At 74.5% G+C, this 19,740-nt stretch carries 16 protein-coding genes; 10 read left to right on the top strand and 6 right to left on the bottom strand.

All coding sequences use genetic code 11. From position 1 onward, the window contains the following. Positions 1-213: 213 nt before the first annotated feature. The 7 genes from ABZ865_RS21965 to ABZ865_RS21935 all read left to right on the top strand — a co-directional run bounded on the left by ABZ865_RS21965 (position 214) and on the right by ABZ865_RS21935 (position 8,504). Complete coding sequence (locus ABZ865_RS21965) at positions 214-732, top strand: (2Fe-2S)-binding protein (RefSeq protein ID WP_361232678.1); 519 nt, start codon at positions 214-216, stop codon at positions 730-732. Beyond that, complete coding sequence (locus ABZ865_RS21960) at positions 729-3,128, top strand: xanthine dehydrogenase family protein molybdopterin-binding subunit (protein WP_361232675.1); 2,400 nt, start codon at positions 729-731, stop codon at positions 3,126-3,128. The genes ABZ865_RS21965 and ABZ865_RS21960 overlap by 4 nt, the downstream gene beginning before the upstream one ends. Continuing rightward, positions 3,125-3,988, top strand: a complete 864-nt coding sequence (locus ABZ865_RS21955) for a xanthine dehydrogenase family protein subunit M (RefSeq protein ID WP_361232672.1) — start codon at positions 3,125-3,127, stop codon at positions 3,986-3,988. The genes ABZ865_RS21960 and ABZ865_RS21955 overlap by 4 nt, the downstream gene beginning before the upstream one ends. A gap of 15 nt (positions 3,989-4,003) precedes the next feature. Beyond that, positions 4,004-4,879, top strand: coding sequence for a MoxR family ATPase (locus tag ABZ865_RS21950; RefSeq protein ID WP_361232669.1), 876 nt, complete (start codon positions 4,004-4,006; stop codon positions 4,877-4,879). A 716-nt stretch (positions 4,880-5,595) separates the two neighbouring features. Next, entirely contained in the window at positions 5,596-6,753 is a 1,158-nt protein-coding gene (locus ABZ865_RS21945; protein ID WP_361232665.1) for a VWA domain-containing protein, read from the top strand. Further along, the gene (locus ABZ865_RS21940; RefSeq protein ID WP_361232662.1) at positions 6,746-7,852 is read left to right on the top strand and encodes an XdhC family protein; all 1,107 of its coding nucleotides are present in this window, start codon (positions 6,746-6,748) and stop codon (positions 7,850-7,852) included. The genes ABZ865_RS21945 and ABZ865_RS21940 overlap by 8 nt, the downstream gene beginning before the upstream one ends. Before the next feature lie 16 nt (positions 7,853-7,868). After that, the gene (locus ABZ865_RS21935) at positions 7,869-8,504 is read left to right on the top strand and encodes an SRPBCC family protein (RefSeq protein WP_361232659.1); all 636 of its coding nucleotides are present in this window, start codon (positions 7,869-7,871) and stop codon (positions 8,502-8,504) included. Here the strand turns inward: ABZ865_RS21935 and ABZ865_RS21930 are convergent. The 4 genes from ABZ865_RS21930 to ABZ865_RS21915 form a co-directional block, all read right to left on the bottom strand. Then, positions 8,483-9,406: an aminoglycoside phosphotransferase family protein gene (locus ABZ865_RS21930; protein WP_361232656.1), complete on the bottom strand. Its 924-nt coding sequence runs from the start codon at positions 9,404-9,406 to the stop codon at positions 8,483-8,485. The two genes, ABZ865_RS21935 and ABZ865_RS21930, sit on opposite strands and share 22 nt — an antisense overlap. Before the next feature lie 78 nt (positions 9,407-9,484). After that, positions 9,485-10,909, bottom strand: a complete 1,425-nt coding sequence (locus tag ABZ865_RS21925) for an MFS transporter (RefSeq protein WP_361232653.1) — start codon at positions 10,907-10,909, stop codon at positions 9,485-9,487. A 65-nt stretch (positions 10,910-10,974) separates the two neighbouring features. Then, on the bottom strand, positions 10,975-11,619 hold the full coding sequence (locus tag ABZ865_RS21920) for a GNAT family N-acetyltransferase (protein ID WP_361232650.1): 645 nt from the start codon (positions 11,617-11,619) through the stop codon (positions 10,975-10,977). Positions 11,620-11,648: 29 nt separating this feature from the next. Beyond that, positions 11,649-12,161: a metallophosphoesterase gene (locus ABZ865_RS21915; protein ID WP_361232647.1), complete on the bottom strand. Its 513-nt coding sequence runs from the start codon at positions 12,159-12,161 to the stop codon at positions 11,649-11,651. Positions 12,162-12,282: 121 nt separating this feature from the next. On the opposite strand from ABZ865_RS21915, the gene ABZ865_RS21910 reads away from it, so the two are divergent. Both ABZ865_RS21910 and ABZ865_RS21905 read left to right on the top strand, forming a co-directional pair. Continuing rightward, entirely contained in the window at positions 12,283-12,720 is a 438-nt protein-coding gene (locus ABZ865_RS21910; RefSeq protein WP_361232644.1) for a MarR family transcriptional regulator, read from the top strand. A gap of 157 nt (positions 12,721-12,877) precedes the next feature. Beyond that, entirely contained in the window at positions 12,878-13,462 is a 585-nt protein-coding gene (locus tag ABZ865_RS21905; protein WP_361232640.1) for a hydrolase, read from the top strand. A 64-nt stretch (positions 13,463-13,526) separates the two neighbouring features. Here ABZ865_RS21905 and ABZ865_RS21900 read toward each other — a convergent pair whose 3' ends face one another. Beyond that, complete coding sequence (locus ABZ865_RS21900) at positions 13,527-13,811, bottom strand: hypothetical protein (protein ID WP_361232637.1); 285 nt, start codon at positions 13,809-13,811, stop codon at positions 13,527-13,529. A 93-nt stretch (positions 13,812-13,904) separates the two neighbouring features. Next, the gene (locus ABZ865_RS21895) at positions 13,905-16,358 is read right to left on the bottom strand and encodes a SpoIIE family protein phosphatase (protein ID WP_361232634.1); all 2,454 of its coding nucleotides are present in this window, start codon (positions 16,356-16,358) and stop codon (positions 13,905-13,907) included. Positions 16,359-17,120: 762 nt separating this feature from the next. Between ABZ865_RS21895 and ABZ865_RS21890 the strand changes: the two genes are divergently transcribed. Next, on the top strand, positions 17,121-19,313 hold the full coding sequence (locus ABZ865_RS21890; RefSeq protein ID WP_361232631.1) for a SpoIIE family protein phosphatase: 2,193 nt from the start codon (positions 17,121-17,123) through the stop codon (positions 19,311-19,313). Positions 19,314-19,740 lie beyond the last annotated feature (427 nt).

The raw sequence follows: 19,740 nt of genomic DNA, 5'->3' as shown, positions 1-19,740 counted from the left end.
TGCACGCAGTGCGCATCTGAGGTCCTCTCCGTGTGACGTCGGGTCCCGGCAGTGCAGCAGGGCCGCCCCCACCTCGGCAATGGATTAATCCTCAACAAAACCCGGTCGCAGCACTCGCCGCCTCCACGGCGCGGCCCTAGAGTGACCTACGTCACGCTGGTCTGAATTGTCCCCGCTCTTCCCACGCTCCCGCCCGCACGGTCTGGAGGGCACATGACCCATATCAAGGTGCTCGTGGACGGCACGACGTACGAGGACGACGTGGAGCCCCGTCTCCTCCTGGTCCACTACCTGCGCGACCGCCTCGGCCTCACCGGGACCCCGATCGGCTGCGACACCTCCAACTGCGGGGCGTGCACCGTCGATCTCGACGGGGCGACCGTCAAGAGCTGCTCGGTGCTGGCCGTCCAGGCGGACGGGAGCGAGGTGACCACGGTCCAGGGGCTGGCCCAGGACGGCGAGTGGACGCCGCTGCAGCGGGCCTTCCACGAGCGGCACGGTCTGCAGTGCGGCTACTGCACCCCGGGGATGATCATGGCGGCACGGGATCTGCTGCGGGAGAACCCGCGGCCCACCTCCGAGGAGGTCCGCCAGGCCCTGGAGGGCAACCTCTGCCGGTGCACGGGGTACCAGAACATCGTCCGCGCGGTGCTCGCCGCCTCCGGGCAAGAGGCCCAAGAAGCCCAATCGGCCCAAGGAGCCCAAGAGGTCGCCGAGGAGGTCACCCGATGACCGATCAGGCCGTGGAACCCGAGGTCGGCCGCGCCCGGCCACGCAAGGAGGACGCCCGGCTGATCACGGGGCAGACCAACTGGACCGACAACATCCAGGTCGCCGGGCTGCTGCACCTGGCCGTCCTGCGCAGCCCGATGGCCCACGCCCGGATCACCCGTGTGGACGTCTCCCCCGCTCTCGAACGCCCCGGTGTCGTCGCCGCGTTCAGCGGCGCAGACCTCGCCGAGGGGATGGGCTCGCTGCCCTGCGCCTGGCCGGTCACCGAGGACATCGTGCTGCCCGACCACCCGCCGATCGCCGTCGACGAGGTCCGCTACGCCGGTGACCCGGTGGCGGTCGTGGTGGCCCGCGACCGGTACGCCGCCGCCGACGCGCTGGAGGCGGTCGAGGTCGACTACGAGCCGCTGCCCCCGGTGCTCGACCTGGAGGCCGCGCTCGCCGAGGACGCCCCGCTGGTCCACGCCGACAAGGGCACCAACCGCTGCTACGTGTGGCCGCTGGCGACCGGCGACAGCTTCGAGTCGGTCCGCGAGCGCGCCGACGTGACGGTCCGGCGCCGCTACCACCAGCAGCGGCTCATCCCCAACGCGATGGAACCGCGCGCGGTCGTCGTCACCCCGCTCCCCGCCTCCGGCGAGTACACCGTGTACTCGGCGACCCAGATCCCGCACATCCTGCGGATCATGCTCGCGACGGTCACCGGGATCCCCGAGCAGAAGCTTCGGGTGATCGCCCCGGACGTCGGCGGCGGCTTCGGCTCGAAACTCCAGGTCTACGGCGAGGAGGCCCTCGCCCTCGCGGTGGCGCGGCGGCTGGGCCGGCCGGTGAAGTGGACCGAGTCCCGCTCCGAGGGCTATCTCGCGACCCACCACGGGCGCGGCATGATCCAGGACATCGAGGTCGCCGCCACCCGGGAGGGCCGGCTGCTCGGCCTGAAGGTGGACCTGATCGCCGACATGGGCGCCTATCTCATGCTGGTCACTCCGGGCATCCCGATCCTCGGCGCCTTCATGTACCCGGCGATCTACAAGATGGACGCCTACGAGTTCACCTGCACCGGCGTCTTCACGACCCGCACCCCCACCGACGCCTACCGCGGCGCCGGCCGCCCGGAGGCCACCTTCGCCATCGAGCGGATCATGGACGAACTGGCCGCCGAACTCGGCCTGGACCCGGTCGAGCTGAGGCGCCGGAACTGGATCCGGCACGAGGAGTTCCCGTACACCACCGTCGCCGGGCTGACCTACGACAGCGGCAACTACGAGGCCGCGACCGAGAAGGCCCTGGCCCTGTTCGGGTACGACGACCTGCGCGCCGAGCAGCACAAACGCAACGAGCGCGGCGACCCCGTACGCCTCGGCATCGGCGTGTCGACCTTCACCGAGATGTGCGGGCTGGCGCCGAGCCGGGTGCTGCGCGACCTGAGGTACGCGGCCGGCGGCTGGGAGGCGGCGAGCATCCGCATGCTGCCCACCGGCAAGGTCGAGGTCGTCACCGGCACCAGTCCGCACGGGCAGGGTCATGTGACGTGCTGGAGCCAGATCGCGGCCGACGTGCTGGGCGTGCCGTTCGAGGACGTCGAGGTGGTCCACGGCGACACCAAGGCGGCCCCGCAGGGCATGGACACCTACGGCTCGCGGTCGCTGGTGGTGGGCGGCGAGGCCGTGTACCGGGCGGCGACGAAGGTGGTCGACAAGGCCCGGAAGGTCGCCGCGCACCTGCTGGAGGCGAGCGAGCAGGACCTGGAGTTCACGAACGGCGTCTTCTCCGTGAAGGGCTCCCCGGAGGCCCGTAGGACCATCCAGGAGATCGCCTTCGAGACGTTCACCTCGCACGACCTGCCCGACGGCATGGAACCCAGCATCAACGCCGGTCACCTCGCCGACCCGGAGAACTTCTCCTACCCGCACGGCACCCACCTGTGCGCGGTGGAGGTCGACACGGAGACCGGGCGGACGCGGATCCGGTCGTACGTCTGCGTCGACGACGTCGGCCGGGTCGTCAACCCGATGATCGTCGAGGGCCAGGTGCACGGCGGACTCGCCCAGGGCATCGCGCAGGCGCTGTACGAGGAGGCCGTGTACGACGACCAGGGCAACCTCGTCTCCGGCACCATGGCCGACTATCTCGTACCGTCGGCGGCGGACCTGCCGGACTTCGTGACCGACCGGACGGAGACGCCCGCGGTCTCCAACCCCCTGGGGGTCAAGGGGGTCGGGGAGGCGGGGACGATCGCCTCGACGCCGGCCGTCGTGAACGCCGTGGTGGACGCGCTCAGGCCGCTGGGCGTGCGGGACGTGCGGATGCCGTGTTCGCCGCAGCGCGTGTGGGAGACGATCCGCTCGGCCAGGTCCGGTGCGGCCGGCCCGTCTGGAAATGAGGCCTCGGCATGATTCCTCCCGCATTCGAGTACGCGCGTCCGATGAGCGTGGACCAGGCGGTGCGGATGCTCGCGGACGCCGGCGAGGACGCGAAGGTGCTGGCCGGCGGGCAGAGCCTGCTGCCGCTGCTGCGGCTGCGGCTGGCCTTCCCGGAACTCGTCGTGGACGTGGGCCGGATCCCCGAGCTGCGCGGGGTCCGCGAGGACGGCGAGGCGCTCGTCATCGGCGCGATGACCACGCACCACGACGTGATCCGCGACCCGCTGGTCCGCCGGCACGCCGGACTGCTGGCGGAGGCGACCGCCACCGTCGCCGACCCGGCCGTACGGCACCGGGGCACCCTCGGCGGCTCCCTCGCGCACGCCGACCCGGCGGGGGACCTGCCGGCCGTGGCGCTGGCCCTGGACGCGGAACTGGTCGCCGCCGGACCGGGGGGCCGGCGCACGATCCCGGCCCGGGAGTTCTTCGTCGACTACCTCCAGTCCGCGCTGTCGCCCGACGAGCTGCTGGTGGAGGTGCGCGTCCCCAAGGTCCCCGAGACGGACGGCTGGACCTTCCACTACGAGAAGTTCCACCAGGTGGCCCAGTCCTGGGCCATCGTCGGCGTCGCCGCCCTGGTGCGGCGGGACGGCGGGGGTATCACCGAGGCGCGTATCGGGCTCACCAACATGGGCTCGACCCCGCTGCGGGCCACGGCGGCCGAGGAGGCGCTCGCGGGCGCCGACGATCCGGGAGCCGTCGCCCGGGCCGCCGAGGCCGCGGCCGAGGGCACCCAGCCCTCGCAGGATCTGTCCGGCTCGCCCGAGTACCGGGAGCACCTCGCGCGCGTGCTGACCGAGCGGGCGGTCCTGACCGCCACCGGAATGGGGTGAGCGCCGATCACCCGGATGGACGACCCGGAGCAGGTGCGGGCCCGCCTGGAGGAGACGGGGTACCTCGTCGACGACGGGCTGGCCGTCACCTGCTTCCTGGCCCTGCGGCTGCACCGGCCGCTCTTCTGCGAGGGCGACGCGGGCGTGGGGAAGACCGCGCTCGCGACCGCCCTCGCCGAGGCGCTCGGCGCCCCGCTGATCCGGCTGCAGTGCCACGAGGGCATCGACGCCTCCCAGGCGCTGTACGACTGGGACTTCCCGCGCCAGCTGCTGCACCTGAGGGCCGCCGAGGCGGCCGGCGTGCAGGACGCGGACCGGCTGGAGAGCGAGCTGTACGACCGGCGCTTCCTCATCGCCCGGCCGCTGCTGCGCGCCCTCCAGACCCAGCCGTCGGTGCTGCTGGTCGACGAGATCGACCGGTCCGACGACGAGTTCGAGGCGTTCCTGCTGGAGCTGCTGTCCGAGTACTCCGTCACGATCCCCGAGCTGGGCACGCTGCGCGCCGAGGAGCCGCCCGTGGTCGTGCTGACCTCGAACCGGACCAGGGAGGTGCACGACGCGCTGAAGCGGCGGTGCCTGTACCACTGGTTCGACCACCCCACCTTCGCCCGGGAACTCGCCATCGTGCGGCGTCGGCTGCCGGAGGTGTCGGCGCGGCTGGCCGAGCAGGTCACCGCGCTGGTGCAGGCCCTGCGGGGCGCGGACCTGCTCAAGCCGCCCGGTGTCGCCGAGACCATCGACTGGGCCGAGGCGCTCGACGCGCTGGGCGCGAACGAGGTCGACGCGGAACTGGCCGTGGCGACGCTCGGGTCCGTCCTGAAGTACCGGGAGGACACGGACCGGGCCCGTGGGCTCGATCTCGGAGCGGTCCTGGCGGCCCGAGGGACGTGACGACGATGCGAACGACGGGAAACGGCACGGGCCGACCGAGGGGTAACGGGGCGGACCGACCGGCGGCAAACGGGTCGGACCGACCGGCGGGAAACGGGATGGGCCGACCAGTGGGAAGCGGGGCGGGCCGACCGGCGGGGACGGACGCCGTGCCCCCGGGGGCGCGTGCCGTGCCGCCCGGGTCGCGTGGAGTGCTGCCCGGGGCAGACGCGAAGCCCCCCGGCGGGGAAACAGAACCACCCGAGAGGCGTACCGAGCCTCCCAGGACCGATGCAAAGCCCCCCGGCCGGGAAACAGAACCGCCCCAGGCGCGTTCTGAGCTGCCCAAGACCGACGCGACACCCCCCGGCCAAGAAACCGGACCGCCCCAGGCGCGTACCGAGCCACCCAGGACCGACACGACGCCCCTCGGCGGGGATGCCGGGCCTCCCGAGCCGCGGGCCGAGCCGACCGGGACCGACGCAACACCCCCCGGCCGGGGTACCGAACCGCCCCAGACGCGGGCCGAGCCGACCGGGGCCAACGCGAAGCCCCTCGGCGGGGATGCCGGGCCTCCCGAGCCGCGGGCCGAGCCACCCGGCACCGACGCGACACCCCCCGGCCAAGAAACCGGACCGCCCCAGGCGCGTACCGAGCCACCCAGGACCGACACGACGCCCCTCGGCGGGAATGCCGGGCCTCCCGGAGCCGAGGCGGAGGTCCTCGGTGCCGATGCCGTGCTGCTCGGCTTCGTAAGGGCGTTGCGGGCGGCGGGGCTCGATGCCGGTGCCGAGCGGGTGCACGCGTTTCTGCGTGCCGTGGACGTGCTGCGGCCGGGGATGCGGGCGGACGTGTACTGGGCGGGGCGGGCGACGCTGTGCGGCGAGCACGACGATCTGGAGCGGTACGAGCGGGTGTTCGCCGCGTACTTCGGGCCGGCCTGGGAAAACGCCCCGCGTGTGGTGCGCACCGCTCCCCCGCCCCGGCGGCGGCCGATGGCCGTACGGGAGGCGTCGGCCGGCCCGCGTGCGCCCGGTGAGAACGAGCCCTCGGGCCCGCCCACCGCCACGCTGGCCAGCCGGGCCGAGGTGCTGCGGCACCGTGACGTGGCCGAGCTGGACGCCGCCGAACGGGACCAACTGCGCCGCCTGCTGGCCGCGTTCGCGCTGGAGGGGCAGACCCGCCGCTCGGCGCGGCGCGGGCCCGCCCGTCGCGGTGAGGTCGATCCGCGCCGCACGGTACGGGAGTTGCTGCGGCGCGGCGGCGAACCGGCCCTGCTGCTGCGGCACACGCGCGTGCGGCGGCCCCGCCGGGTCGTGCTGCTCGTCGATGTGAGCGGTTCGATGGCGCCGTACGCCGACGCGCTGCTGCGGTTCGCGCACGCGGCGGTGCGCGGGGGCCGTACGGAGGTCTTCACCATCGGCACCCGGCTGACCCGGGTGACCCGGGAACTCTCGCACCGCGACCCGGACATGGCGATGACGGCTCTCGCGGCGACCGTGCCGGACTGGCGCGGCGGCACCCGGCTGGGCGAGCTGCTGCGCGAGTTCCTGAGCCGCTGGGGACAGCGCGGCATGGCGCGCGGCGCCGTCGTCGTACTGCTCTCGGACGGCTGGGAGCGGGGCGATCCCGAGCTGCTCGGCGCGCAGATGCGCCGCCTGCACGCGCTGGCGCACCGGGTGATCTGGGCCAACCCGCGCAAGGCGCGCCCCGGTTACGCGCCGCTCGCCGCGGGGATGGCGGCGGCCCTGCCGAGCGTGGACGCCTTCGTCGAGGGGCACAGTCTCGCGGCGCTGGAACGGCTGGCCGCGGTGGTGCGCGGTGCGGAGGCGGGGGCGGAGGCCGACGCGGTCTCCGTCGCCGGTACGTACGGGAAAGGAGCGGAGCGTGCGTGAGATTCTCCCGGCGCTGGACCGGTGGTACACGGCGGGGGTCCCGTTCGGGCTGGCCGTGGTCGTCGCGGTGAGCCGCAGCGCGCCGCGCGGGCCCGGCGCGGCCATGGCGGTGAGGCCCGGCGACGAGGTCGTGGGGAGCGTGTCCGGGGGCTGTGTGGAGGGGGCGGTGTTCGAGCTGGCGCAGGAGGTGGTGGCGAGCGGCGAGTCGCGGCTGGAGACCTTCGGGTACAGCGACGAGGACGCGTTCGCGGTCGGACTCACCTGCGGCGGCGAGATCACCCTGCTGGTGCGCCCCGTGACGCCCGAGTCGGACCCGGCGTTCGGCGCGCTCGCCACGGCGGTCGCCGCGGGTGAGCCGGTGACCATGGCGACGGTGGTCGACGGGCCCGCCCCGCGCGGTGCCATGCTCGCCGTCTGGCCGGACAGCGTGGCCGGAACGCTCGGCACGGCCGGTCTGGACGTCGCGGTAAGCGCCGACGCGCGGGGCGAACTCGCCCTCGGCGCCTCGGTCCTGAGGCACTACGGGCCGCACGGGGAGCGCCGCGAGGACGCGGTCACGGTGTTCCTGCAGTCCTTCGCCCCGCCGCCGCGCATGCTGGTCTTCGGCGCGATCGACTACGCGGCCTCGGTGGCCCGGATCGGCGACTTCCTCGGCTACCGGGTCACCGTGTGCGACGCCCGCCCGGTGTTCGCCACGCCGAAGCGCTTCCCGGAGGGCGTGGAGGTCGTCGTCGACTGGCCGCACCGCTATCTCGCCGGCACGGACACCGACGAGCGCACGGTGATCTGCGTCCTCACCCACGACCCGAAGTTCGACGCGCCGCTCCTGGAGGAGGCGCTGCGTCGGCCGGCCGCGTACATCGGGGCGATGGGCAGCCGCCGTACCCACGACGAGCGGCGCAAGCGGCTGGTCGAGGCCGGTCTGACGGAGGCGGAGCTGTCCCGGCTGCGTTCGCCGCTCGGCCTGGACCTCGGGGCCCGTACGCCGGAGGAGGTGGCGGTGTCCGTCGCCGCCGAGATCGTCGCCCTGCGCTGGGGCGGCAGCGGAGCCCCGCTGACCGAGACCAGCGGGGCCATCCACCAGCCCGCCACCGCCTGAGCGCTTGGAGGAAGTCATGGAGTTGCACCACGAGTTCACCGTCCCCGTCCCGGTCGACGACGCCTGGCGGGCGCTCCTCGACATCGAACGCGTCGCGCCCTGTCTGCCGGGGGCCACGGTGGAGGACTACGACGGCAAGACCGTGACCGGCTCGGTGAAGGTCAAGGTCGGCCCGATCACGGTCACCTACCGGGGAACCGCCGTCTTCGAGGAACAGGACGAGGAGGCGCACCGGATGGTGCTGGCCGCCAGCGGCCGGGAGACCCGGGGACAGGGCACGGCCCGGGCCACGGTGACCGGCACGCTGACGGAACGCGACGGCGGCACGGCGGTGTCGGTGCGCACCGATCTGACGGTGACCGGGCGCCCGGCGCAGTTCGGGCGCGGGGTCATGGCGGAGGTGGGCGACCGGCTGGTGGGGCAGTTCGCGGCGTGTCTGGCGGAGCGGCTGGGCGAGCGGCCCGAGGTCTCCGGCGAAGGACTGCCCGGGGCGCCCGGCCCGGAGGAACAGGAGCCGCTCGACCTCTTCCGGACGGCCGGGGTGCCGGTGGCCAAGCGGGCGGGCGCGCTGGCGGCCGTCGTGGTGCTGGTGGTGACGGCCGGGCGCCTGCTGCGGCGCAGGCGGACGCGTCACGCGGCCTCGCGGCGGTAGTCCGCGACGATCTGCTCCAGGTGGTGCAGGGCCGCCGTCACCCGGGCCGGGTCCTGCCGGAAGTACGGATCGGCGGGTACGGGGAGCGAGCCCGCGAGGGCCCAGCCGCGTCCGCGTGCCCAGGTCGCGTCGTCGGCGCCGACGGCCTCCCGGAACACGTCCCGTGCCCGGGCGGGCAGGAACTTCCAGGCGGGCAGCAGGTCCACCGCCGGGTCGGCCACCGCGAGCGTGCCGAAGTCGATGACGGCGCTCAGCCGGCCGTCGCGCACCAGGAGGTTGCCGGCGTCGAGGTCGCCGTGGATCCAGACGGGTTCGCTCTCCCAGGCGGGGGCCGCGAGCGCCGCCTCCCACACCTCCGTCAGCAGGCCGGTGTCGACGAGGCCGGTCCCCTTCAGCGCCTCCAGCTTGGGCCGTACGCGGGCCTCGGCGGCCAGGGAGTCACGCGGGTCGCCCATCGGCACGCCCCGGAAGGCGTTGCTCTGCTCGGGGCCGGGTCCGCCCGTGGGGTCGACGCCCTGCAGGGCGGTGACGAATCCGGCGAGGTCGAGGGCGGTCGCCCGCGGGTCGGCGAGGGAGCCGGTGGTCGCCGGCTCCCCTTCGAGCCAGCGGTACACGGACCACGGGTAGGGGTAGCCCTCGCCCGGTTCGCCCTGCGCGACCGGCTCGGAGACGGCGAGCGGGAGGTGCGGGGCGAGACGCGGCAGCCAGCGGTGCTCGCGCGCGACCTGCCCGGCCCAGTGGGCGTAGCGCGGCAGCCGGACGGAGAGGTCGTCGCCGAGCCGGAAGGTGGCGTTGTCCATGCCGGAGCGCGGCACCGGGGCGACGGGCAGGTGGGCCCAGCGCGGGAACTGGGCGGCGATCAGGCGGCGTACGAGCGTGGCGTCGATCTGCACGCGGCTCATCCCACCGGGGCGCGGGATCCGCTGTCCACGGAATTTCCGGCCCCTGGGACCCGCTGCCCACGCGGTTTCCGGCGCGGGTCACCTCCGCCAGGGCAGCAGCGAGCCCGGCAGCAGGGCCAGGGCGAGGACGGCGGCGGCCGTGTAGAGGCCGGCGGAGCCGAGGGCGACGGCGTGGAAGCCGCGCAGGAAGCGGTCCTGGTCGCCGGGGCCTCCGGCGATCGCGCCCGCGACCGCGATGCCGATCGCTCCGCCCGTCTGGCGCGCGGTGTTGTTGACGGCCGAGGCCAGTCCGGAACGCTCGCCGGGGACGGCCGCGATGGCGGCGGCGACCACGGCCGGGGTCAGGAGGCCGAGCCCGATGCCCCACAGCAGGAACGCCGGCAGCAGGACGAGGTACGGGGAGTCCGGTGCGGCGCGGGTCAGCAGGGCGAGCCCGACCGCGGCGAGGAACACCCCGGCGGCGGCCGGCAGCCGTGCCCCGATCCGGCTGGTGATCCGCCCGCCGAACGGCGCGATGATCGCGAGCGGGGCGAACAGGGGGAGCACGGCCAGGCCGGCCATGAGCGGTGTGCGGTGCTGGACCGACTGCAGGTACAGCATCAGCACGAACAGCGTGCCCAGGGTGCACAGGTTCATGATTCCCGCCGTCGCGTTGGCCGCGTCGAAGGCGGGCCGGCGGAGCAGGGCCGGCGGCAGCATCGCGTCGTCGCCGCGCCGCAGCTCGGCCGCGCCGAAGGCGACGAGGGCGGCGACCGCGACGCTCGCCGCCGCGAGGACCTCGGGGGCGGTGGCGCCCGAGCGGCCGCCCTGGATGAAGGCGTACGTCGTCGCCAGCAGGAGCAGCCCGCCGAGCAGCATGCCGGTCAGGTCGAGCGGCCGGGCCCGGGACTCCTTGCTCTCCTCGACGACCGCCGTCGACCAGACCAGGGCGGCGAGCACGATCGGCACGTTGAGCAGGAAGATCGCGCGCCAGCCCAGTCCGTCGGTGAGCGCGCCGCCGAGCAGCGGTCCCGCGGGCAGCGCCAGGCTGCCGATGCCGGCCCAGACGCCGATCGCCCGGGCCCGCTCGGCCTCGTCCGGGAAGGCACGGCCGATGATCGCCAGCGTGCCCGGCAGCAGCAGGGCGGCGCCGACGCCCTGGGCCACGCGCGCGGCGACGAGGAAGGGGACTGTGGAGGCGAGTCCGCAGGCCAGGGAGCCGATGCCGAAAACGGTGAGGCCCGCGAGGACGATCCGTCTGTGCCCGTACCGGTCCCCCGCCGTGCCGCTGGTGAGCATGAGCGAGGCGAGCGCGAGGGCGTAGCCGTCGACGACCCACTGGAGTCCGCGCACGTCCGTGTGGAGACCCGAACCGATCGCGGGCAGCGCGACGTTGACGATCGTGACGTCGAGCAGGACCAGGAAGTACCCGACGCACATGACGACGAGCACGGTGCGGGGCGAGCCGGAGTACCGGGCCGGGTTCACCACGCGCCGCAGGAGCGTTGCCGGGGTGTCACCCATGCATCACGAGTACCGCGCGGCACTGACATCCAGCACTGGCAATCCGGCACTGTCCCTCGCCGCGCTCAGACGTCGCCCTTCACGAGGGCGTGCAGATGCTGGTCGTGCCAGCCGTCCGCGTGCAGCAGGGCGCTGCGCTGGGTGCCCTCGTAGGCGTAGCCGGTCTTCTCGGCGACCCTGCAGGAGGCGGGGTTGGCGACCGAGTGGCACAGCCGCAGACGGTGCAGGCCCAGGTCGTCCAGGGCCCACCGGGTCAGCCGTCGGGTCGCCTCGGCGACGATGCCGGCGCCGCGTGCCTCGGGCAGGACCCAGTAGACGATCTCGGCGGCGCCTTCCGCGAGGTCGATGTCGCCCCAGGCGCCGAGTCCGAGGGCCGGGCCGCCGGGCCTGGCGATGGCCCACACGGCGGCGGTCTCGGCCCGCCAGCGCTCGTGCATCCGCTCGATCCTGCGGCGCGCCTCCTCGGGGCCGGCGACGGTGAACCGGTTCCACTGGCGGATCGCGGGATCCTGCCCGGCGGCCACGAGGGCCTCGGCGTCGGCGTCGTCCGGCCGCCACGGCCGCAGCTCCAGGCCGCCGGGCAGCGCGAGGACGGGCTGCTCGCTCCGGGCCATGCGGCCCGCGGGAACGACGTCCGCCGGGACGGCCGCGGGTGCGCCTGTCGGTTGGCCTGCGGGTTGGCCTGCGGGTATGCCTGCGTCAGAGATCATTTCGGCATCCTGTCACGGCCGGTCCCCGGCTACGCCACTGATTTGCCGCCCGGCAGCCGGTGCAGGGTGACCTCGGTGAGCCTGCCGTCCTCGAGGGTCGCCGTGAGGTACGTGCAGTGCGGCTGCCGGCGGCGGTCGGTCGGGGAGCCGGGGTTGAGCAGCCGCAGGCCGCCGGGGGCGACGGTGTCCCAGGGGATGTGGCTGTGGCCGAAGACCAGGACGTCCAGGTCGGGGAAGCGGGCGGCGCAGCGGGCCTCGCGGCCCTGCGCGGGGCCGGTCTCGTGCACGACACCGAAGCGCAGGCCGTCCAGTTCGGCGTACGCCACCTCGGGCAGCCGGGCGCGCAGGCCGGGACCGTCGTTGTTGCCGTACACGCCGATGAGGCGGCGGCTGCGGCTCTCCAGGAGGTCGAGGGTGGCGGTGTCGACCCAGTCACCGGCGTGGAACACGACGTCCGCGTGCGGGAGTTCGGCGAGCAGTTCCTCGGGGAGTCGCTTGGCGCGCCGGGGCAGGTGGGTGTCGGACATCAGCAGGAGGCGCATGCGACCAGCCTAGGGAACCCGGAGCGTCCGTCCCGGGTGGCGCGAGCCTCGGACAGGTCTACAGGCGAAGCTGAACAGTTCGAGCTGGACAGTTGGATCTGACCGTCCTAGGCTGACCGGCATGGCCCACATCTCGGATTCCGCCGACCGCGCCGCCCGCGAGCTGCGCGTGGTGTTCAGCCGGCTGCGGCGCCGTATCCGCGAGGTCGCGCAGGACACCGATCTGACCCCGTCGCAGGAGTCGGCGCTCTCCCTGGTCGGCAAGCACGGCGCGGCAACGGCCAGCGCCCTGGCCGCGGCGGAGGGCGTGCGGCCGCAGTCGATGGCGACCACGCTGGCCGGGCTCGACCAGCACGGGCTGATCCGCAGGACCCCCGACCCCGACGACGGCCGCCGCCAGCTGGTCACCCTCACCGACGCGGGCCGTGCCCGCGTGGAGGGCAACAAGCGGCTGCGCGAGGAGTGGCTGGCCCGTGCCTTCCAGGACCGGTACACCGAGGAGGAGCGGCAGACGGTCCTCACGGCGCTGGAGCTGATGGAACGGCTCTCGCAGCCGTGACACCGAGGCTCACCGCGCGACACCGGGCCGGCGGCCGCCCCTCCCCCGCCGGCTTCGTCGCCCTCTGTCCATGCTCGCCGGCTCGCTCCTGCTGCCGACGGTGACCCTTCCCGGCCGTTCCCTCGGCCGGCTCGTCCCCCGAAAGGCCTGATCCCCCATGTCCCTCACCACCCTGGACCCCCGCACCGCCCTCGTCGCGATCGACCTGCAGCGCGGCATCGTGGGCATGCCCACCGAGCCGTACGCCGCCTCGGACGTGGTGGCCCGTACCGCCGAGCTCGCCGAGGCCTTCCGGGCCCGGGACCTTCCCGTGGTCCTGGTGCGGGTCTCCTTCGCTCCCGACTGGGCGGACGCCGTCCCCGGCCGGACCGAGCGCCAGGCCCGCGGTCTCGCCTTCCCGGAGGGCTGGGACGTCCTCGTCGACGAGCTGTCCGGCCACCCCGGCGACATCCGCGTCACCAAGCACAACTGGAGCGCCTTCCACGGCACCGACCTGGAGGTCCAGCTGCGCCGTCGCGGCATCACCCAGATCGTGCTGACCGGCATCGCCACCAGCATCGGCATCGAGTCCACCGCGCGTGACGCCTACGCCCACGGCTACCACGTCACCCTCGCCACGGACGCCATGGCCGACAGCGACGGTGAGGCGCACCGGGGCAGCGTCGAGCGGATCTTCCCGCGGCTCGGCGAGAGCGGCACGACGGCGGAGATCCTGGAGCTGCTGGCCAAGACGCACGCCTGACGGCCGTCGGACGAGAGCCACGCCTGACGGCCGTCTGCCGAGACGCACGTCTGACGGCCCCGGGTCAGGCTTCCTCGCCCGCCGGGGGCTGCGCCGCCGCCCGCTCCACCTCGGCCTCCACCTCGGCGCGCGGGCGGCCGGTCTCCTTGGCGTACTCGCTCACGGCGGTCTGCACGTCCCGGGCCAGGTCGCGCCAGGCGCGCAGGGCCGTCTCGTAGGTGCCCGACTGCGCGCCCGTCATGCCCCGCTCGGCCGGTGGGCCGTACGCGTCCCGCAGTTCCTCGACCGTGGCGTGGGCCGCGACGGCCGCACGCTGCTTCTGCACCAGTTCCTCGAAGGTGTGTGCCACAGCGACCGACCCTAGGCAGGCACCGTGACGCGACCGCTCCGACCTGCCGGAACGGACACCGACCGGTACCCGAGTGGCGGGTCGGCCGGGCGGTCAGGCATGCGGCACCAGATCCGCCCACACCTGCTTGCCGCCGCTGACCGGGACCGTCCCCCAGTCCTCCGACACGGCCTCCACCAGCAGGATGCCGCGGCCTCCGGTGGCCTCCCAGCCGATGTTGGTGGGCTTGACGGGGCTGCGCGGCGAGGCGTCGGTGACGGCGAGCCGGAGCCGGTGGTTGACCAGGCTCATGTCGAGGCGGACCTGCCCGTCGGTGTGCACGAGCGCGTTGGTGACCAGCTCGGAGACGACCAGCAGGGCCACGTCGATGGTGTCCCGGGACACGCCCCACGAGCGCAGGGTGCGCCCGGTGAAGCGGCGGGCGTGCCGCACGGCCTCCGGCAGCCGCCACACGGTCCAGCTCTCCCGCAGCGGGCGTACGGCCATGCCGTCGTAGCGCATGAGCAGCAGGGCGACGTCGTCGCCGCGGTGGGCGCCGGTGAGCAGGGCGTCGGCGACCAGGTTGAGGTGGGCGGGGTCGGCGGCCGCGAGTTCGCGGGCGAGCCGGTCCATGCCCTCGTCGATGTCGGCGTCGGCGGACTCCACCAGGCCGTCGGTGGTGAGCGCGAGGACCGTGCCGGTCTGGAGCCTGAGCGGGGTCATCGGGAAGTCGGCCTGGGTGAGCACGCCGAGCGGGGGGCCGCCCTCGGCCTGGACGATCTCGGTGGAGCCGTCCGGGTTGCGGAGCACGGGTTGCAGATGGCCGGCGCGCACGCACAGCGCGGTGCCCTGCTCCATGTCGAGGTCGACGTAGCAGCAGGTGGCGAAGAGGTCGGTCTCCATGTCGAGCAGCAGCCGGTTGGCGTGCGCGACCACCACGTCCGGGGAGTGGCCCTCGGCGGCGTAGGCGCGCAGTGCGGTGCGCATCTGGCCCATCAGGGTGGCGGCGCCCGCGTTGTGGCCCTGGACGTCGCCGATGACGAGGGCCACGTGGTTGTCGGTCAGCGGGATCACGTCGTACCAGTCGCCGCCGACCTCGAGGCCCTCGGTGGTGGGCAGGTAGCGGGCGACGGCGACCCCGCCGGGCAGCCGGGGCAGGCGGCGGGGCAGCAGGGTCCGCTGGAGCATGCCGACGAGTTCGTGCTCGGCGTCGAAGGCGTGGGCGCGCAGCAGGGCCTGGCCCGCCAGGCCCGCGCAGGCGGTGAGCAGGGCGCGTTCGTCGGGGGCGAACTCGTGCGGCCGGTCCCAGCCGATCAGACAGGCGCCGGCCATCCGGCCGTCGGCGGGCAGCGGCAGCACGGCGAGGCCGCCTGGTCCGACGTCGGCGAGGGCGGGCTCCAGCGGGGAGCCGGCGGGCCAGATCCGGGCGCGGCCCTCGCGCAGGGCGGCGGCGAGGGTGGGCATGGCGCGCACGGGCGCGTCGGGCCACTCGGTGCGCCACTCGGTGCGCCACAGTTCGGGCCAGGCATCGGGTTCGGGCGGGTCGAGGACGGTGACGACGAGACGGTCGTTCTCCAGTTCGGCCAGGGCGATGCGGTCGGCCTGGAGGGGTTTGCGCAGCGCGGCGACGACGGCCTTGCCGACGTCCTTGACGGTGCCGGCGGTGGCGAGGGCGGCGGCCAGGCGCTGCACCCGGGCCACGTCGGTGACCTCGGAGCGCAGGGTGGAGGCGTCCGCGACGGTGCCGACGAGCCGCGCCGGGCGGCCCTCCCCGCCCTCCAGCAACCGGCCGCTGAGCCGCAGCCACTTGGGCGGCCCGGACGGCTGCAGGACGCGGAACTCCAGCTCGCGCTCGCCGATGGACATGTGGTCGGCCTCGACCACCGACATCAGGGCGGGCAGGTCCTCGGGCACGGTGAGCCCGAGCAGGGTCTCCACCTTGCCGTCGAAGTCCTCCCGCTCGATCTCGAACAGCCGCAGGATCTCGTCGCCGACCTCGATCCGGCCGGTGTCCATGGCCAGGCTGAACGCGTCGGCGGGCAGCTCTCCGGTCTCGGGGGCGGGGCCGGCCGGGGCGGGTACGGCGACCGCCCGGGCGATCAGTTCCAGGCAGGCCCGGTCGTCGGTGCCGAAGCCGCCGGGCTGCTCGCTGACGGCGAGCAGGCAGCCGGCGGCCGGGCCGAGCGGGAGGACGGCCAGGGAGAAGTCCGGGGACGGTGTCCGCCGTGAGTCGGGGCAGTCGGCCAGCTCCTGCGGGCCGAGCCACAGGCTCCGCCCGGTGCGGTGCGCCTCGGCGACCGGCGAGCCGCCCGTGACCGGATAGCCGTCCCGCAGGCCGAACAGCGTGCGCGGCAGCCCCACCGACTCGGCCAGGTACAGCGCAGACGGGTCGCGCCCGGGCACGTAGGCCCCGACGAACGCCGCCCCGGCCAGCACGAGACCTTGTTCGAGGACGCGCCGCAGCCGGTCGGGGGACGGGGGCGCGGCGCTGAGCGTGTCGAGGGCAAGTTCGGCACGCTCGGTCCTCGTTCTGCGTACCGCAGCACCCTCACTCGCCACGTCCGCCATTACAGCGCTTATGAGCCGCCCGCGCAGCCCCTGTGAACGGACCGTGTACGCCCGACACCACTCAGCTCGCAATCCGGCGAACCTCTCGATACCCGCGCGTACCGTCCTCCGTCGGGTCGCATCGGCCAGGGCGCACCGGCCGGGGGCGGCGGGGCACACAGGTCAGGCGGTCGGAGCACCGGTCAGGGGGGGGCGAGGCGCATCGGCCTGGGGGGCGTTGGGGTGCACCGGTCAGGGGGTCGGAGCGCACCGCAACGGGCCGTCGACACGCACCGCAAACGGCGGCCGACGCGCACCGGTCGGGACGCACAGGTCGGGGCAGTCGAGGCACAGTCGGGGCGGCTGCATCGGGCCGGCCGCGCGTGCCATTCCGCTTCGGGTCGTATTGGTCAGAACGCATAGGCCAGGGGCGGCGGGACACATAGGTCAGCGCGGTCGGAACACCGGTCAGGGGGCGAGGCGCATCGGCCGGAGAAACATCGGGGCACACCGGTCGGGGCGGCTGGACCGGGACGGGCCGCGCGGGCCGTCCCGCGTCGAGGCGCACCGGTCGGGGCGGTCGGAGCGCACCGGTCGGGGCGGCTGAACCGAGCCGGCCCGCCCGGGCCGTCCGCGTCGGGTCGTATCGGTCAGGGCGCACCGGCCAGGGGCGGCGGGACGCGCAAGCCGGGGTGGTCGGGGCGGCGGGATCGGGCCGTACGGGGGGCGGGCGGGGGCGTTCGCCGTGCGCGGGGCGGCGGCACGAGGGAGCCTGATTCCTGAATGGAGGTGCGGCCGTACGAGGCGCAGGCGCGGCCGTACGAGGAGGTGGTCGGCGTGCCCGACGAGCCGGGGCCCGCGCAGGCGCCGGCGGCCGCGAGGACGCCGGTCGGTCGGCCGCTGCTGTCGCTCGCCCTGGCCTCGATGATGGAGGACGTGGGGGCCCACGCCGGCGCGGTGTATCTGCTCCGGCCCGATGAGCCGATGCTGGAGATGGCGGTGACGGCGGGCATGCCGCGGGCGTTCGCGGCACCCTGGGAGCGGGTCGGGCTGAACGCGCCCATCCCGGTCGCGGAGGCGGTGCGCGAGCGGCGGCTGGTGTGGGTGGGCGGGGAGCAGGAGATGGCGCGCCGCTTTCCGCGGATCGCGGTGGTGCTGCCGTATCCGTTCGCGCTGGCCGCGCTGCCGGTGGCGACGCCGGGCACCGTGTACGGCGCCGTGTTCGTGACCTGGCCCGGCGCGCACCCCCCGGAGCTGTCCGACGCGGAGCGCGAACAGCTGACGGCGGCCTGCGCACGGCTGGCGCTGCGGCTGGAGCGCTCCGCCGCGGCGGACCTGCCGCCCGGACCCGAGGACGACCTGGTGGGGATACCGGGATCCAGCGTGCCCGACACGCTGGGGTCGCTGGAGGCGACGCGGCTGGTGTCCCGGCTGCCGTACGGACTGATGTCGCTGGATCTGCACGGCCGGATCGGCTTCGTCAACGCGGCGGCCGCCGAGCTGCTCGGCCGGCCCGCCGGGGAACTGCTGGGCACGCTGCCGTGGGTGTCGGTGCCGTGGCTGAACGACCCGATGTACGAGGACCGTTACCGGGCCGCGCTGCTCAGCCAGCAGGTGACCTCCTTCGTGGCGCTGCGTCCGCCGGGCGAGTGGCTGTCGTTCCGGCTGTATCCCAGCACCACCGGGCTCAGCGTGCGCATCGGCCGGATCCGGGCGGTGGCGGAGATGACACCGGAGCCGGAGCACGAGGCGACGCCGACACGGCTGGTGACGATCTCTCAACTGCTCAGTCTCGCCGGGGCGCTGACCGAGGCGGTGGAGGTGCGGGACGTGGTGCAACTGGTCGCGGACCAGGTCGTCCCGGCGGTCGGCGGGCAGGCGCTGGCGATGCTGGGCAGCCGGGCCGGGCGGCTGCATGTGCTGGGGCACCGCGGCTATCCGGACCCGCACGTCGTGGAGCGGTTCGACGGGCTGCCCCTCACCCAGCGGACCCCGGGCACGCAGGTCCTGAACACCGGGGTGCCGGCGTTCTTCGCCTCGCAGGACGAGCTGGAGCGGATGTATCCGGCCCGGCGCGAGACGCCGGACGGATTCGCGGCCTGGGCGTATCTCCCGCTGATGGCCTCCGGGCGGCCGGTGGGCACCTGCGTCCTCGCGTACGCCGAACCGCACCGCTTCCCCGCCGAGGAACGGGCGGTCCTCACCAGCCTCGGCGGCCTGATCGCGCAGGCGCTGGAGCGGGCCCAGTTGTACGACGCCAAGGACCGGCTGGCGCACGGGCTGCAGGCGGCGCTGCTGCCGCACTCGCTGGCGCGGCTGCCCGGCGTCGAGGCGGCCGCGCGCTATCTGCCGGCCACACACGGCATGGACATCGGCGGCGACTTCTACGACCTCGTGCCCGCCCGGCCGTCACCGGCCGCGGTGATCGGCGACGTCCAGGGGCACAACGTGACGGCGGCCGCGCTGATGGGGCAGATCCGCACCGCGGTACGGGCGTACACCACGGTGGGGCAGGCGCCCCAGCAGGTGATGCGCAGCACCAACCGGCTGCTCATCGACCTCGGTTCCGAACTGTTCGTCAGCTGTGTGTACCTGCGGCTCGATCCGGTGCGGGGGCGGGCCGTGATGGCGCGTGCCGGGCACCCGCCGCCCCTGCTGCGGCGCCCGGACGGACGGGTGCGGGTGCTGGACCTGGCCGGGGGCCCGCTGCTCGGGATCGACCCGGCGGCCCGATACCCGACCACCGAGGTGTCTCTCGCCCCGGGCTCCGTCCTCGCCCTCTACACCGATGGTCTCGTGGAGTCCCGCGGTGTGGACATCGAGGACTCCCTCACCGGACTCGGCGACGTGCTCGCCGACGCCGGGGAGCGTCCGCTGTCCGATCTCGCCGACGAACTGCTGCGGCACAGCCTGGCGGCCCGGGAACGGGCGGACGACGTGGCCCTGCTGCTGCTCCGGGCGGGAGACGGGGACTGAGCGACGCGGGCTCAAGGCGCTGTTGACCCGTACTGGTCCAGGGCTCCCTCGCCCCGCGCTGGTCCAAGGCGCCGTTGACCCGCGCTGGTCCAAGGCGCCGTTGACCCGCGCTGGTCCAAGGCGCCGTTGACCCGCGCTGACCCAAGGCTCCGCTGGCCCGCGCTGGTCCAGGGCCCCACTGAGCCGCGCAGGGCTCAAAGCGCCGCTGAGCCGCACGGACCCGAGGCTTCCCTGAGCCCACGCGGACCCGAGGCTTCCCTGAGCCCACGCGGACCCGAGGCTTCCCTGAGCCCACGCGGACCCGAGGCTTCCCTGAGCCCGCGTGGCTCCGCAGCTTCCCTGAGCCCGCGCGGACCCGGGACATCCCTGAGCCACGCGGCCCCGAGACTCCGCTCAGTCTCCCGGGGCTCCGACGCCGCGGAATGCC

It is taken from the genome of Streptomyces sp. NPDC047085 (assembly GCF_040643735.1).
Lineage (GTDB): Bacteria > Actinomycetota > Actinomycetes > Streptomycetales > Streptomycetaceae > Streptomyces.
This window is presented reverse-complemented; position numbering and strand designations above follow the sequence as displayed.

Coding starts and splice junctions, on each gene's coding strand:
- ABZ865_RS21905 (WP_361232640.1), top strand. CDS start 12,878: ATGTCCCTCACCACCCTGGACCCCCGCACCGCCCTCGTCGCGATCGAC.
- ABZ865_RS21915 (WP_361232647.1), bottom strand. CDS start 12,161: ATGCGCCTCCTGCTGATGTCCGACACCCACCTGCCCCGGCGCGCCAAG.
- ABZ865_RS21890 (WP_361232631.1), top strand. CDS start 17,121: ATGGAGGTGCGGCCGTACGAGGCGCAGGCGCGGCCGTACGAGGAGGTG.
- ABZ865_RS21965 (WP_361232678.1), top strand. CDS start 214: ATGACCCATATCAAGGTGCTCGTGGACGGCACGACGTACGAGGACGAC.
- ABZ865_RS21935 (WP_361232659.1), top strand. CDS start 7,869: ATGGAGTTGCACCACGAGTTCACCGTCCCCGTCCCGGTCGACGACGCC.
- ABZ865_RS21955 (WP_361232672.1), top strand. CDS start 3,125: ATGATTCCTCCCGCATTCGAGTACGCGCGTCCGATGAGCGTGGACCAG.
- ABZ865_RS21960 (WP_361232675.1), top strand. CDS start 729: ATGACCGATCAGGCCGTGGAACCCGAGGTCGGCCGCGCCCGGCCACGC.
- ABZ865_RS21930 (WP_361232656.1), bottom strand. CDS start 9,406: ATGAGCCGCGTGCAGATCGACGCCACGCTCGTACGCCGCCTGATCGCC.
- ABZ865_RS21925 (WP_361232653.1), bottom strand. CDS start 10,909: ATGGGTGACACCCCGGCAACGCTCCTGCGGCGCGTGGTGAACCCGGCC.
- ABZ865_RS21950 (WP_361232669.1), top strand. CDS start 4,004: ATGGACGACCCGGAGCAGGTGCGGGCCCGCCTGGAGGAGACGGGGTAC.
- ABZ865_RS21895 (WP_361232634.1), bottom strand. CDS start 16,358: ATGGCGGACGTGGCGAGTGAGGGTGCTGCGGTACGCAGAACGAGGACC.
- ABZ865_RS21920 (WP_361232650.1), bottom strand. CDS start 11,619: ATGATCTCTGACGCAGGCATACCCGCAGGCCAACCCGCAGGCCAACCG.
- ABZ865_RS21910 (WP_361232644.1), top strand. CDS start 12,283: ATGGCCCACATCTCGGATTCCGCCGACCGCGCCGCCCGCGAGCTGCGC.